Source organism: Bacteroidota bacterium, assembly GCA_016713925.1.
Lineage (GTDB): Bacteria > Bacteroidota > Bacteroidia > AKYH767-A > OLB10 > JAJTFW01.
This window is the reverse complement of record JADJOH010000008.1, coordinates 890,993-906,964: the sequence shown is the minus strand read 5'-3', so window position 1 is coordinate 906,964 and position 15,972 is coordinate 890,993. Positions and strand designations below refer to the sequence as shown.

The window sequence follows — 15,972 nt, the reverse complement described above, 5'->3', positions numbered from 1 at the left end:
TGAAAATAAATTACAAACCAACATTATTGGCCTGACAATTATTCTCAACTACTCCTGTTTACTTTAATGTAAAAAGGCTGTACCTTAATACAGTAACAGCCTTTTTACGACATACAATCTGATTTACTATGGTGCGGTAAAGTCAAACATTTCGACGGGAATATCCATCAACACAGGAAGCTTACTCCAGATTTCAATTGTATTACGGGTTTTCACCACGATGTAATATTGTCGTGAAAGTAAATTCCCGGGGAAGATAAACTGTCCGTTTCCGGAAGTATTCAACGTTCCTTTAATGCTTTTCTCCAGTGCATATGGTGCGATACTGTTTCTCAGTTCAACGGTAATTGTATCTACTAAAGTGGGATAAAGGGAAGGATTTACAACAGCCTGCATCAAACCTCCTCCTATATAATATCCTTCAATAAACGCTTTTAAATTAAGTTGAAGCGGACAAATGTACATCAGCGAATTCGTGGCAGCAGTTCCGGAACATCCATTGATGCTGGTTTCGGTCACTGAATAATTCCCCGGAGCAGTTACAGCAATTGTAGCCGTTGTTGCACCTGTTGACCACAGGAAATTTCCCGAACCGGATCCCGCGCTCAAGACCACATTACTTCCACTACAAAAATTAACACTTGAATTGGAAACCACAGCAATACTATCGATTTGCATGCCGAGGAAATTGTTTGCAACGGCATCTACCGAATTATAATTCCAATTTATCACTATAGTATCTCCGGCATAACTACTCAGGTTATATTGCGCTGCAAGCCAGCTTCCATTTGACCCTGTATTACTTAAATAGCCTAATAATGTATACGGTCCGCCATTCACACTAATATTAGCGCTTGCCCAATCCCATCCACCGGGAGGGATACCTGCTTCACCGGCATAAGCATATCTGAATCGCAGTTTAACATCGGCAGCATTGGAAGGAACAACAATAGGAGGAGAATACATATTTCCTGAATTCGTTACACCTGTATTAAAGTTGCAAGTTCCATCTTGTCCATAATACGCCCAATAATTCGGATTTGGCGGAGTACCGGAGACGCAGGCATTGGTTACGTGCCAGAGGCCGGTTACAGACCATCCGGAAGGCAAACTACCCGATTCAAAATTCTCATAAAATAACAACTGTGCAATGTTCCCAGTGATCGCCGGAGTCGGATTGGGGTTAACGGTAACTATTGCTGTCGCACTTGAAGTGCAGGAGCCTGAAGTAACAGTGACAGTATAATTTCCTGCAGTTGCTACTGAAATTCCGGATGTGTTAGCACCTGTTGACCAGATATAACTACTGTACCCTGCAGCAGCATTAAGACTGACGGATCCCCCACTACAAAATGTGAAACCATTGTTTGCTTTAATGGAAATACTGTCTAATTGCAATCCCAGAAAACTATTACCAATAGCATCGACCGTATTAAAATTCCATTGCAATGCAATTGTACTTCCGGCATAAGGTGCCAGATTTACAGATGCATTCAGCCAATTACCGCCGGATCCTGTGGTACTCAAATTAAAAATGGGTGTAAAGGCAGCTCCATTCACACTGATCAGCAAAGCAGAATTATCATATCCCGATGGATAGGCCCCTCCTTCTCCGTTATAAGCATATTTAAAACTTAATGTTGCTGAAGTTGCAGCAGCAGGAATAGCGACTGTATTTGAAGTCAGATTTCCTGAATGAGTACCACCATTATTAAATGTGCAGGAACCATCAATTCCATAATAGGCCCAACGGGTGGGATTAGGCGGAGCTCCGGTAACACATGCATTGGTTATATGCCATAATCCCGTAGCTGTCCATCCGGGAGGTAAGGCGCCTGATTCAAAATCCTGGGACATTAACACCAAGTTTTCGGATGAAGTAATTGTTGGTGGAGTAATAGGTGTGATTGAAGTTGTTGCACTTGCAGATCCGGTACATCCATTCCCATTGGTGACAGTTACAGTAAACGTATTTGCTGTATTCACCACAATAGTTTGAGTATTTGCGCCTGTCGACCAAAGGTAACTTGAAAACGAACCTGCATTCAACGTGGTAGAACCGCCGGTGCAAAATGTTAAACTACCAGTTATAGATGGTGTCGGCAAAGCATTCACCGTACCGCTGGCAAATACATTTTGAGTAGCTCCTGTTGTTGAACAAACTATGTTTCCTGAAGGAGTTCCCACTGCAGTTGATGCCATTCTCACAAAAATGGTAGTAGTGCTTACATTTCCTGATGACGGTGTGAGCGACAACGAACTCGCGAATCCACTGCCTGAAGTTAAGGAAACCTCAAATCCTGTGGGTGGTGTTACTATTAAATTGGTAGTAAGTCCTGATCCGGAAACCGTAAAGGATTGTTGCGCAGAAGCTGTCCCGGAACATGCAGAAAATGGAGTGAGTGTGCCAGAAGTAATAATATTTGCTACGCCACCACCGAAAGGACTATTTACAGGTCCAAGAATTTCGAAGTCATCCACCATAAATCCATCTGCTAAATAAGAACTTGCACCGTATCCGGGTTTAACAGACAACACAAAACGGAAAGTCACTTCTCCCTGACCCACCAGTGCAGGAACACCGGTTGTTAAATTATAAGTACACAACGTATTATTTGAAGTTGTTGTCCATCCGTATTGATCAGCAAAAATACCTGCATCAATCGGACAACCTGATGATGGCCCTCTGTTATACCAATTCGTAGCATTGGCATCTGCATCTACTCCTAATCGGGTCCACGAGGCTCCTCTATCTGTTGAATATTGAAGTTGAACTGCAATGGGTGCATTACAAAAAATCACTTCCATGCTTCTTCTGAATCGCAGGGTATAGGTTCCGGCTGCTGTCATGTTATAAGATGGAGTTTGCAAAGCGCATGCATAATCACCTTCTGTAACATCCGCATCTAAATCAGTTTTCCAAACATTCACCGGAGAGTTCACCGTGACCAATGCATTTGCCGGCACTCCCCTCTCCCATTTGTTCACATTTCCGCTGATGGATTGCGCACCAAAATCGTTCGGATTAATTTCAAATGTACCGCCATCTGAAGCGACAACATATGGAGTTCCTCTGTTAGGAAGAATATGAATGTATAAATTTTTTGTTAATACCGAAGCGCCGCCATTGATGGTAAGTGTAACATTATATTTACCGGCAACAGCATAACTATGCGTTGGATTTTCAAGAGCAGATGCAGGAGTTCCATCACCAAAATTCCATGACCATGTAGTGGCCTGATAACTATCACTGATAAATTGAATGGATTTATTAATGTAAGACAATTGAATATCTGAATGAAAGTTAGCTGTAGCGGCAGTAAATAAATCAGATGCATATAATCCTCTTCCATGTGTTGCAGCTATAACATACTTATCACTTTGGCGCAATTGCAACATATCTACTCTGACATTAGCCAGACCGGAATTGGTAGCACCCCATACTGTTGCACCGGCATTTAGATTATCCGTACTCCATACACCCAATTCAGTAGCTAAAAGTACCTGATCATTATTGTTTGGGTTAAAGAGTGCCCAACGAATGGGCATATCCGGCAAATTCCCTTCTACAGACGTCCAGCTGGTACCACCATTGGTACTTTCCCAAACACTGTTCACACCATAACTGGAAAACGTAACCAATAAGTGATTATCGTTTCCGGTTTCCACTTCTACACAAGAAACATAAGCGCCTGCAGGTAGTCCGGTACTGATATTAGTAATAGTTGGTGCACCGGTATGGGCATTTTCTACCCGTACCACACGACCATTATCACTTCCAAAGAAAACTTTGTTCGCCGTGTTTGGAGATACTTTCACTGCGGAAACCCATCCATTCAATGCAGCAGCGGCAACGGTAACAAATGTACCTCCTGTTTGTGGATCATCCCATCTGACAAATTGATTAGTTGTACTGGCTGCATACATTTTATTATTTGCATCATCATAGTCGGAAGGATTGATAAATGAACCACCGGCGGTGACTACGTTGGTCCGTATTTCCTCCATCACTAGAACGATAATAATCGTTATAGACATATTGTGTAAATTGAAACTGCGGTTGATTCTGATCGATATGACAAAAAGCACCGTCTCCACCTGTTGCTTGTGTGGTGGCCTGTATTCCTGAAGCTACAAATTTATGTGTTCCGTTATCCTGAGAACCTGCGAGATAATAAGGTGTTAAGGCTGTAGGATGCATGGCACAGGCGTAAAACTGAGCAGTACGATAACTGGATGATTTATCAACAATAGTGGGAACAGCAACATTCGCATTGGTACTACGATAAACTCCACCATCATTCACAAAATAAGCAATACTGGAACTTCCATTTTGAAAAACAATATTGTGCTGATCAGCATGTACATTTTGAAGTGAAAACCCTCCATACCAATGACTCACCTGAGACCATGTTCCGGCACCATCTGTACTCACAAAAAGATCGATACCACCAACGAATACTCTTTCCTTGTTATTTGGATCAACTGCAACAGTTAAATCATACCATGCTTGCCCTCTGGAAAAATCAGCAGCAAGAATATCGGGATCAACATCGGCCGGTTCAGTTCTAACTGTCCATGAAGTTCCACCGTTAATTGTTCGGGTAATGCCGGCAACAACACCACCAGCTTCAACAACAGCATACAAATAATTCGAATCATTGGGTGCACAAGCTAACTCAATTCTGTTTCCGGCTACTCCAATTGTTTGAGCAGCACCAAAAGTAACTCCTGCATTCGTGGATTTATGTACAGAACCGTCTAAGGAACTATACACATCACCGTCAGCGGCAATTTCAACATCATAGCAAAAATTACTCGAAGCACCTGTTATTAAAAGACCCGATCCCAGTACCTTTGTCCAGGTGGTTCCACCATTAGCCGAACGTTGCAATCCACCGGAAGAAGTGGCAACAAAAACCACCCCCGCACTATTCACTACCACTTTTTGACAGTAATAAAATGTTGCATTATTGGTGGATGCAATCTGTGTCCAGGTCACTCCCCCATTCGTGCTTTTAAAAACACCAAGTCCTCTGACATTATCAATATTGTTATAGCCTTCTCCTGTACAGAAATACATGACTTGTGTGTTGGTCGGATCATAAGCAATAGAAATAACAGCCAGGTTACTGAGAAGATCATTCACAGGCGTCCATACCGGAGATGCTGCATTGATGTTGGTCGTCTTCCATAAACCTCCGCTTACACTTCCTGCAAAAACAGTATTTCCGCTCACATCATTCGGATCAACCATCAAAGCACGTGTACGACCGCCCTGATTATTTGGGCCTTGCTCATCCCACGAGACTCCTGTAAGCGGTCCCAGATTGGCAGAAGATTGCATCAATTGATCTTTGTATTTTTAGCAACAAGAATTCGTTCGCCGGGAACAATTCCCAGAGCAGGATCTTTCATCATCATCACGTCGCGCTGAATAGCTTGCAACGCTCCATCTCTTTTTCTCTCAAATTTTGTTCTCTTGTCGCCACGTTTTTCACGTGCGAGTGCTCTTTCGCGTTCAATTTCCTTTGCAACAGTTTGTCTGGAAGGTACTGTTGGAATGGATTCCTGGCCCAGAGAACGGGGAATATTCAGGAGACATAATACAAAAAAGCAAAGGGAGATGATGTGTAATTTTTTTTTCATATACAATTGGGTTAGGCGATTTATCAGATTGAATTGCTCTTGCGCAGGTTCGAATGATCAAATAAGATTAAACGGTATTAAATATTTATAAATTATAGGATACAAGGCTCTAAATATTCCGCAAATTAGTTGTATTTACCTTAAGTTACAAGTGTTTAGTAAAATTGGAGGTAATAAATTTGCTAACATCTTCCGGACTTCATATCTCTGAATATCAATCCTTTTTCAGTTTCAATTCATACCACATGTAAAACAATTATTCTTGCTGTCCATATTTTCAAGTATCAGCAGGCGGTTACAGATGAAAAAATCACTTCCGGAAAAAGCAAGGATTGTATTTATACATAAACAGGATCTTCTCCGGGTAACTCATTAGACAAATGTTGAACTTTAAGTTTGAACAATGAATCCTTACGAATCCTTTGTATCTTTGAGAAATAACAAACGAGCATGTCACAACAACCTATTCCTGAACGACCTCTTAAACCCGAACCCGGTACTGCTCCTTCTCCACCTGAGCATCCTGTGCCCGCAACACCCCCTAAAACTCCTGCAAATCCTGAACTCCCTGTTCCACCTCCACCCCCTAACGGTCCGGGCTCAAGTCTGGATTTTGATAAACCTCAATTCAAAAACTATTAACACATCAACAGGATAGAGATTAAAACCGAAAAAAGTTTGGGGAAATTAATTAGCCCCGATATGGAAAATGGAGTAATTAATTTCGTGCAATCTTTATTCGTAAAACAAAACCACAAGTTTTTGCAGACATGATTTTTAACTAAATCGAAAACCATTGAAAAACCGCCCTATAAAACACTAAATAGCAATGCAAGGCAATATTTATAAACACTAAACTCTTTAAAAAACATTGGCTTTCCTTTTTCAAAGAACTAATGGCTTTGCACTCATTAAACAGGACACTATTACCCTATCCAAGAACAAATAAAAATCAATTCCAATAAAACCATTACTTTTGCACTGAATGATCCGTCAAATAACATTTGTTCTATTCCTCTTTTCGCTGTTTGCATTGTTGCCTTCGAAAGGCCAATGCAACACCATTCCTTTTCATGAAAAACAAAACGAATGCATTGGAGATATTTCTGAACTATCAGTTATTAATAATAATTATACTTTTTCTAACTATCCGGGGATCAAACAACTTTCACTAAAAGTTAATGAAAACAATAACCCTACCCTCCAACAATTAAAGTGTTGTAAAAAGAATCATTTTACAGGTGCGCAATTTATACCTACACTTTATTCGAGATTTAGTTATTCCCAATTCTTTTCATATCGTGCGAATGGGATTAAAACATCTCCCTATTATATTCATTATCGTAGTTTATTAATTTGATTTCTTCTTTCTTACATGGCATCTGATGTATTGGATACAGTACGTCCTGTCCGGTATTTACGTATCATAAGAAAATCTATTAGTAAAATTATAAACAAACGATGGAAAATACAGATTTTAACTCAGAAAACAAAACAGACAGCAAGGGTGGTATTGGATTTATAATCACTATCATTGGAACTGTCATCCTATTCATGATCGCATTAAAACTCTTTTTAGGTTAATTCCAGTCAATAAAGGGGTGCATCTTATGTCTCAAAAACAAGATGTACCCCTCTCTTAAATGAAACAAAGTGAAACAGGTTTTTTGTCTACTTTCGTTGGGAAGAATACAATGAAACAGGTAAAAGAAGAAATGAAAAAAAACATCGATTAAATCAAAAAACATGTGGGAATTTCTTGCCCGTAAAATAATTCGTAATCGAATCGCCTTTCTGATAGTACTAGGGGTAGTTTCATCAGCAATGATCTACTTTGCGAGTAAGATCCAAATGTCTTATCAATTTGCAAATGTATTGCCCGATACCGACAGCACCTATATTGAATATTACCGGTTCAAGGAAATGTTTGGAGAAGATGGCAGTATCATGGTCATAGGATTTCAGGACAAGGATCTTTTTCAATTAAACAAGTTCAACGACTGGCATATCCTGGGTTCCGAAATCAAAAAGTTATATGGAGTAAAAGAAGTGCTGTCCATTGGGAATTTGTACACTTTAATTCGCAATGACAGTTTGACGAAATTCCAATTTACTCCGCTTATTCTACAGCCCCTTCAAAATCAAGATGAGTTAGAAGCCTTAAAAGACCGCATCCTGACCCTTCCGTTTTATGATGGGTTAGTTTACAATAAAACCACCGGAAGTACTTTAATGGCGATCACTTTTACCAATAAAGATCTGAACACCAGGCATCGCATTGAAATAGTAAAACAGGTCACAGAAAAAGCCGACGCCTTTGCTTCTAAACATCATATACAATTGCATTACTCCGGCATGCCCTATATCCGCACCGCTTTAATGCAAAAGGTCTCGCAGGAAATGTCTTTATTTTTAATTCTTGCCATTCTGGTCATGGCGGGCATCTTATGGGCCTTCTTCCGTTCATTAACTTCTGTTTTTTTCTCTGTAATAGTCGTTTTGATTGGTGTAGGTTGGTCATTGGGATGTATTCATATTTTCGATTATAAGATAACCATGCTCACGGGACTAATAGCTCCGTTGATCATGGTTATCGGCATCCCGAACTGCGTCTTTCTTATAAACAAATACCATAGTGAATTTTCAATCCACAGGAATAAAATAAAAGCTTTGACGCGAACCATAGAGACTGTTGGTGTGACGCTGTTTCTTGCCAACATTACCACGGCTATAGGATTTGGGGTGCTTTATTTCACAAACAGCTCCTTACTCGTTGAATTTGGAGTGATCGCAGCGATTAACATCATGATCACCTATGTCATTACACTAATTTTAATTCCGATCATTTTTAGCTTTCTGCCGGTTCCAAGCTCCAACAACCTTAAACATCTGGATGGCAAACGCATCAACAAATTGCTGATTAAAATTGATTATCTTGTCCATCATCACCGCAATGCCATTTATATCTGCATTATCTTTCTTTCTATACTTGGTCTGGTTGGAATGAGTAAGATCAACATAGAGGGTTTTGTAGTAGATGACATGCCTGAAAAAGACCCTATACATACCGGTCTGATATTTTTTGAACAGCACTTCCATGGGGTTTTACCCTTTGAAATATTTATAGACACCAAATCTCCAAATGGTATTTTTGCCAACAACGGAAACACGCTCTATAAAATAAACCGACTTCAAAAAATATTTCTGAATTATCCTGAATTTTCAAGACCACTCTCCATAGTGGAAGGTGTCAAATTTTCATATCAATCTTATCATGATGGAAATCCTAAGTATTATGTTTTACCCGGAGCAGCCGACTTGAAAATATTAAACAACTATTTTTCAACCGAAGCCGGCCAGGAGAACAAACTGGCCAACTTTATTGACACCTCAAAACAATTCACACGCGTAAGCTTGCAGATGGCTGATGTAGGTTCGGTAAGAATTAAAGAAATTTTAAACGAAATAAAACCGCGTGTAGATTCTATCTTCCATCCGGAACAATTTAACGTAAAATTCACAGGGCATAGTTTGATGTTTTTAAAAGGCAATGATTATTTGCTGAAAAATCTTTTTGAAAGCTTAATTATTGAAATACTACTCATTACCATTGTCGGATTTGCACTCTTTCGTTCCTTCCGGATCATTCTTCTTTCCAAACTACCGGTTTTGATTCCTTTGGTGATAACGGCGGGTATCATGGGATATCTCGGCATTCGTTTTAAGCCTTCTACCATTTTAATTTTCAGTATTGCATTTGGTATTTCCTCTGACGGAACAGTTTATTTCTTGGCCAAATACCGGCACGAGTTGAAAAAGCATAAACGAAGTATTTCGGAAGCCATATCGATCACTATCAAAGAGACCGGCATTAGTATGATTTACACAGCTATCATTCTCTTTTGTGGTTTTGCCATTTTTGCTGCATCAGGTTTTGGCGGGACAGTGGCCCTGGGCATTTTAATTTCGATCACCCTATTGGTATCCACTTGTACAAATTTGATTTTACTTCCGGCTATACTTCTTTCCATTGATAAATATGTCAGTAAAAAAGAAATCCTCTCTACGCCTTTAATAGAAATGGAAGAATGAAGGGAAGAAACGATGTCAGAGGAATACCATCAGGTCAAGAGGAAATAATGGGTTTGATTTCTTAAATAGAGGATTTATTGCTATTTTTGACTTACCCAAAAAATGAAAATGAAAACATTTCTATTGTACTTCCTGTTCATCTTGAGTTTACCCGCTTCTGCACAGGTAAAAAAAGTCCTGTTGGAGGAATTTACCACCAATCTTTGCGGATTTTGTCCACCCAAGTCGCACGATATTCAGGTGTATTATGAAAACAACACCTCTAATTCAGTTTTCATGACGCATCATGCCGGTTTTGGTGTAGATTCTATGACCAATGTCTCCGCTACTACCTTCGCCTCCTACTTTCAACCCAGCACCTTTGGTTTTGCGCCTGCAATCATGATTGACCGCGATGTTTATGCCGGTGTAGATACTGTCCCCTACATGCCGGTGAATTGTTTTGACACCATTGCACAGCGCGTTGCCGGAAATGTACCTGATGTAGGTATCGACATTTCGGGCAGTTACAATGCATCTTCACGACAACTGAGTATCACCACAACAGCAACCTTTTTTCAAACCCTGCCGGCTGCTGACAGAAGGATTTCCATTTATCTTGTTGAAGACAGTGTGATAGGAAGTGGTCCGGGCTGGGATCAGAAATGTTACGATGCCAATTTCGCCAATCTATATTATCCCGGACAGTATAACGCCGGCACAACCTATATCAGCCAATACCCACATCGTTATGTTCAAAGAACTCCTTTGGCAGGAGGTACCTGGGGAACGCCCGCTGTCATTGCATCGGTCCCGGTAATCAACTTTCCCTATTCGACTTCAAACCCCATTACGATTCCAACCACCTACAATGTTAATCGCTTAAAAATTGTGGCTATCGTGGCGAATCATGGTGCAAATAAATTTGACAGAAAAGTATTGAACACTGCTGATATTACCATTTCAAGCCTGAGTACAACGGCGCTGGTTGAACCCGATGCACTTTCAAACTTCTCACTCTTTCCAAATCCTGCTCAGGAAACAACAGTACTGCAATTTGAAAAACTGACACCTGAAAATATCTCCTTACGTATTTTTGACCTGACCGGGAAACTTGTAAAAACAATTGATGAAGATTCGGCTCTACCGAAAGGATTTTACAGCATTCAATTGAACACCTCCGATTTGCAAAACGGTATTTATCAGGTACAACTTAGAACAGGAAAAGCTACTTTCCATCAAAAGTTATTGCTGGCTCATTAACCACTTTTTGGTGAGGAATTAACCAGGGCTGTAATGTAGAGTCACCTTACCTTAACCCATATATTTAGTGGTTTCACCCGTCCTGTTTTCTTAGTTCTGCATCTTCCTTAACTTTCCTTTGGTGAATTCAGAATTGTTTCAGATATTTACTTTATCCATCTCATCAAGTCCGGTAAATCTTAAATCAGATGACGCCAACTCACGCATCTAAACCTAATTTAATTGCCATGAAACTTCTACTCACTCTTTTCCTCCTTTTATTTTTAACTACGGCACATGCGCAACAATTTTTTCAGGAGAGGGTTGGTGGAGCAGGTTCAGAATCGGCTCGTGCCATGGTAAAAACATCGGATGGCGGATTTGTCCTGGCAGGATCTACCTACAGCTATGGACAAGACTCGGGCGATGTATACGTCGTAAAAATGCACAATAACGGCACTATACAATGGACGAAAACTATTGGAGGTCCGAGTTATGACGCGGCTTCAGACATCATTCAAACCAACGATGACGGATATATCATCACCGGAAGGACCGGTTACTGGGAATTTGGTATTTATGTCGTAAATTTGAATGGTTCAGGTAATTTACAATGGAGTAACAAAATAAACTCCGGACTCTTTGATCAGGGATACTCGATCATTCAAACGGTCGACGGAGGATATGCCATTGCAGCGAGAGGAAGTGGGGGAGGACTTTCCTACCCGGGATTGCTGATCAAACTTAACAGTTCCGGATCCATTGAATGGAATACGGCCCATTACGGTTTCACAGATGGTGCATATTCCCTCGTGCAGGCAAGTGATCTTTCCTATGTGTTAGCCGGCATGTCATCGGCATCAGGGGGAAATCTACTCATCACAAAAGTAGATAGTACAGGAGCGGTGGCCTGGAGCAGAAGCATCGGAGGACCCGGTGCGGAAATGTCGGGACCGGGATCTAAAATAATCCGTACTAACGATAACGGCTATGCGTATATTGGATGGACCAACTCCTACGGATCAGGCGGAAACGACATGTATGTTATAAAACTAAATTTTTCCGGAATATTGCTTTGGTCGAAGGCGATTGGCACCCCAAACGATGATTATGGAAACTCCATCATCCAATTAGCTGATAAAAGCTATATTGTTACCGGAACAACCTATAAAGCGAACAATACTACCGATGCTTATGTGGCAAAATTAGATAGTAGTGGAAATTTACTTTGGACAGATATTTTGGGAGGAAATGCTTTTGAAGAAGGAAATACAGCAGCGCAACTCAACGATGGCAGTCTTATCATTGCGGGAGGAACCACCTCCTATGGAAATGCCGGTGAAATTTATCTTGTAAAGTTGGATGACAATGGCAACACCTGTGGAAATTACACTTCAGCCGGAAGCAGTACAACCGGTGGAGTATCAAACACTATAAATTACAATACTTTTCCATTAAATTTAACATTGGTCAACGGTCCCGCCGCAGTTTCCTCGGGTGGTGTCATGAACACCATTTGCAGTTGCACCGCGCCGGTATCCGTCATCACCTCCTCCTCACTTTTTATTTGTTCAGGAGATAGTATTTCACTCCTCACCAACGCCACTCCCGGCAATACCTACAAATGGCTTCGAAATGGCAATGTAGTAAGTGGAGCAAATGCTTCTACATATTTTACTTCAATGGGCGGAACTTACGCTTGTGTACAGAGTAATGCCTGCGGCAATGATACTTCCAACTTAGTAACCATCACGGTGAAGCCTTTGCCCTCAGCGTCCATATCGGCTACATCCACCACGACAATATGCACCGGCGACAGTGTTCAGCTAAATGGTGTGGCTGCCGCAAACAGATCCTACCAATGGTTGCGAAATGGATTAAACATTAGCGGAGCCTATTCTGCTACCTATTTCGCAAAACAAAGCGGTAAATATCGACTCATTGTAACCAATACCATTACCGGATGCACTAAATCAGGAAATACTGTCACGGTAAGCGCTATCGCTCTGCCACCGGCGACAGTCACAGCGCTAGGACCTACTACCTTTTGTGCCGGCGGAAATGTTACGCTTCAGGCGAACAGTGGTGCCGGACTGACATACCAATGGCGTAAAAATGGTTTTCCAATTTCAGGAGCTTCAAGTATCAACTATACGGCCACAACGGCAGGTAAATACAAGGTGGATGTTACTAACACGAATGGATGTGTTAAAAAATCTTCGAATGTTACGATCAATGTTCCTTGCAGAGAAGGAGAAACCCATGATGAAAACAAGTTGAGTATTTACCCAAACCCATCAACAGGAGTTTTTTATATTCGTATAAAAAATAATCAAGCTGAGGTTCCAACTATTCGAATAGTTGACAATGCAGGAAGAGAAGTAACTTTTCAATACGAATTTTCCGGGCAAAACATTACGCTAGACCTGTCTGAATTAGAAAATGGAATTTATCATTTTTTTTATAATGATGGCTACATCGAAGAGGTAAATAAATTAATAAAAATGTTTTAAGCACGTTAAATACTAAATTCATCTTGATACAGAAAGAAAATCAATGATCGAAGATTAGCAAAAAACATTCCCTATCGTTTATCTATAATAATTTCAGTCAACCCAACAAATCTAATCTGTTCAAATAAATTACAATCCGAAATAACCTATGGTTGTTAAACTTAATAAATCATATTCTTTCATAACTTCTCTCCTCCTGCTGCTTATTTATTCAGAAAATATCCTGGCGCAAAATGAAAAATCCAATGAGGAATTCCTTGCAAGAATACTCAGACTGGAAAACGACTCTGCTAAGGTTGATTCACTGTCACTTTTCTTAGAAAAAATGATAAAAGCTGAAGAAACAGCGTTGGGGCTAAAAAGTGGTAATTTAGGTTTACAGTTGGCAAAAAAGCTGAATTATAAATCCGGCCAAATTAAAATGTACTATTCACTTGGTATATTGTATCATAATCTGGAAAATTATACCAAAGCGAGGGAGTTATTTTTCAATGGTTTAGAACTAACTGTTTCACTCAACAAAAAAAGAGCGATAGCAGCAATGAATGAAAATATCGGTCTTACCTACAAAGATGAAGGAAATTATACCGAAGCGGTAAAGTATCAACTGAATGCTTTGAAAGTGTATGAGGAAACAGCTGACTCTTCAAGAATAGCTAAAACTTATATGAATTTGGGAAACCTGTTTTCCAATCAGGATAAAACAGATGAAGCTTTAAATTATTATTCCCTTGCTGAGGTATATTATGCAAAAAAGCAACTTTGGAGGAATGGCCTCTGTTCTTTCCAACAAAGGAATGCTATTCAATAAAATAGGAAAGGAAGACTCTGCACTGGTAGTTTTAAAAAGTCCAATGAATACTTCCAAAAACAAGGAAATGACCGTAGCCTTAGTCAAGAAAAAGAGAAGGGTGGATACTTTGTCAACTCGAGAACGCTTGCGCATCTTTTAAAAAAAATGGGCGTAACCGCACTGATTAATAAGAACAATACAGTTGCTGAAAATTACTTTTTAGAATCTGAAAAACTTTATCTGCTTTGCTTAGAGCGGTCACTGGAAGCCGGAAAAAATATTAACATAGCAGTAGACTACGCCAACCTAGGTATTTTATACAATGCACAAAATAGATATAATGAATCCAGGATTAAGCTAAACGAGAGCCTAGCTATTCTACAGAAAATGGGTAATAAAAGATATCTGCCGGAAGTGTACAGCAACCTTTCTGATTTAGACAGTACCATGGCTGCCGACACTAGTTTTTCTATATCTACCAGACTCTTTCATACTGAACAATCATTAAATTATCTTAAATTATCCTATAAGGCACAATCTGAACTGGTAAACGAAGAAAACGACAAGCAAATCGCAGCATTGAAAATCCAATATGAAACTGATAAAAAAGACAATAAAATCACTTTGCTGAACAAAGAAAATGAGTTACAAGACATTATTTTAAGAGAGCAACGCTCCGCCCTACTCATTTCAAAATTGCGTAATGAAAAAAACCAGAAAGAAATAGAATTATTAAATACCACGAGTGCAATTACCGAACTACGACTCTCCGGCACACAACAAGAACTTGAAAAACAACTGTTGAAATCAAAATCAGAGGCCTACCAACTTCAATTATCAAAGAAAGAGCGGGACCTGAAGAACAATGAACTTTCAAAAGAGAAATTACTGAGAGGAGCTACTACCACCGGCTCATTGGCCTTACTCCTCATCGGCTTACTGTTCTTCAACCGATTAAAACTCAGAAAACAACTGGAGCAAAAAGAAGCCATATTACGCCAGCGTAAGTCCATCAGCGCGGACCTTCATGATGATGTAGGAAGCACGCTCAGCAGCATCAGTATTTACAGTGAGGCCATTAAAAACAAACTGATGCATAACGAAACCGATAAAGTAATGGATCTTGTAAATAAAATCGGAGAAAATGCGCGTGAAACCATTTCCAATCTGAGTGACATTGTCTGGAGCATTAACCCGATAAATGATAGTGGTGAAGTTATATTCAATCGAATGGAAACGTTCGCATTCTCTTTATTTTCATCCAAAGGAATTAAGCTGAACTTCACCAGTGACAAATCACTCCATGCTATTCATTACTCTATTGAGATGAAACAAAACATGTTTCTCATTTTCAAAGAAGCCATCAATAATTGCGCTAAATATTCGCAGGCAACACTCGTGCAAGTGGATATCCGAAAAAACGGAAAGATGATGAACTTGACTATTAGTGATGATGGTGTAGGATTCGATACAAAATCATCTTCCACGGGCAATGGTTTAAGAAACATGCAGGAAAGGGCCCGTGAATTAAACGGAACAATAGACATTCAAAGCATGGAAAAGGGCACCAAAATAAGTTTATCCCTTCCTTTAGCTGCTTAAATTTCGTTTATGAGTTGGTATTTATTCCCCGAATCCGCGAAAACTAAGAACCTAAAATATTTTTAAGCTTTTGCTCAATTGAGTTAACGAGTGATTTTCATC

9 protein-coding genes are annotated in these 15,972 nt (G+C 39.9%); 6 read left to right on the top strand and 3 right to left on the bottom strand.

All coding sequences use genetic code 11. The annotated features are described in order from the left end of the window. Positions 1–126: 126 nt before the first annotated feature. The 3 genes from IPJ86_17675 to IPJ86_17665 are packed head-to-tail and all read right to left on the bottom strand — an operon-like array spanning position 127 to position 5,649. A complete protein-coding gene (locus IPJ86_17675) occupies positions 127–4,038 on the bottom strand; it encodes a PKD domain-containing protein (GenBank protein MBK7889050.1) in 3,912 nt (1,303 codons plus the stop codon). Then, positions 3,944–5,347 (bottom strand): hypothetical protein, encoded by a 1,404-nt coding sequence (locus tag IPJ86_17670; GenBank protein MBK7889049.1) that lies wholly within the window; start codon positions 5,345–5,347, stop codon positions 3,944–3,946. The genes IPJ86_17675 and IPJ86_17670 overlap by 95 nt, the downstream gene beginning before the upstream one ends. Continuing rightward, on the bottom strand, positions 5,347–5,649 hold the full coding sequence (locus IPJ86_17665) for a hypothetical protein (GenBank protein MBK7889048.1): 303 nt from the start codon (positions 5,647–5,649) through the stop codon (positions 5,347–5,349). The genes IPJ86_17670 and IPJ86_17665 overlap by 1 nt, the downstream gene beginning before the upstream one ends. A gap of 450 nt (positions 5,650–6,099) precedes the next feature. On the opposite strand from IPJ86_17665, the gene IPJ86_17660 reads away from it, so the two are divergent. From IPJ86_17660 to IPJ86_17635, 6 genes are all read left to right on the top strand, one after another. Next, positions 6,100–6,291, top strand: coding sequence for a hypothetical protein (locus tag IPJ86_17660; protein MBK7889047.1), 192 nt, complete (start codon positions 6,100–6,102; stop codon positions 6,289–6,291). 1,104 nt (positions 6,292–7,395) lie between these two features. Then, positions 7,396–9,741, top strand: coding sequence for an MMPL family transporter (locus IPJ86_17655; GenBank protein ID MBK7889046.1), 2,346 nt, complete (start codon positions 7,396–7,398; stop codon positions 9,739–9,741). A gap of 108 nt (positions 9,742–9,849) precedes the next feature. After that, complete coding sequence (locus IPJ86_17650; protein ID MBK7889045.1) at positions 9,850–10,983, top strand: T9SS type A sorting domain-containing protein; 1,134 nt, start codon at positions 9,850–9,852, stop codon at positions 10,981–10,983. A gap of 227 nt (positions 10,984–11,210) precedes the next feature. Further along, positions 11,211–13,475: a T9SS type A sorting domain-containing protein gene (locus IPJ86_17645; protein ID MBK7889044.1), complete on the top strand. Its 2,265-nt coding sequence runs from the start codon at positions 11,211–11,213 to the stop codon at positions 13,473–13,475. A gap of 325 nt (positions 13,476–13,800) precedes the next feature. Then, positions 13,801–14,286 carry a tetratricopeptide repeat protein gene (locus tag IPJ86_17640; GenBank protein MBK7889043.1) on the top strand — a complete coding sequence of 162 codons (486 nt, stop codon included), beginning with the start codon at positions 13,801–13,803 and terminating at the stop codon, positions 14,284–14,286. 147 nt (positions 14,287–14,433) lie between these two features. Beyond that, positions 14,434–15,870, top strand: coding sequence for a hypothetical protein (locus IPJ86_17635; protein MBK7889042.1), 1,437 nt, complete (start codon positions 14,434–14,436; stop codon positions 15,868–15,870). Positions 15,871–15,972: the final 102 nt, after the last annotated feature.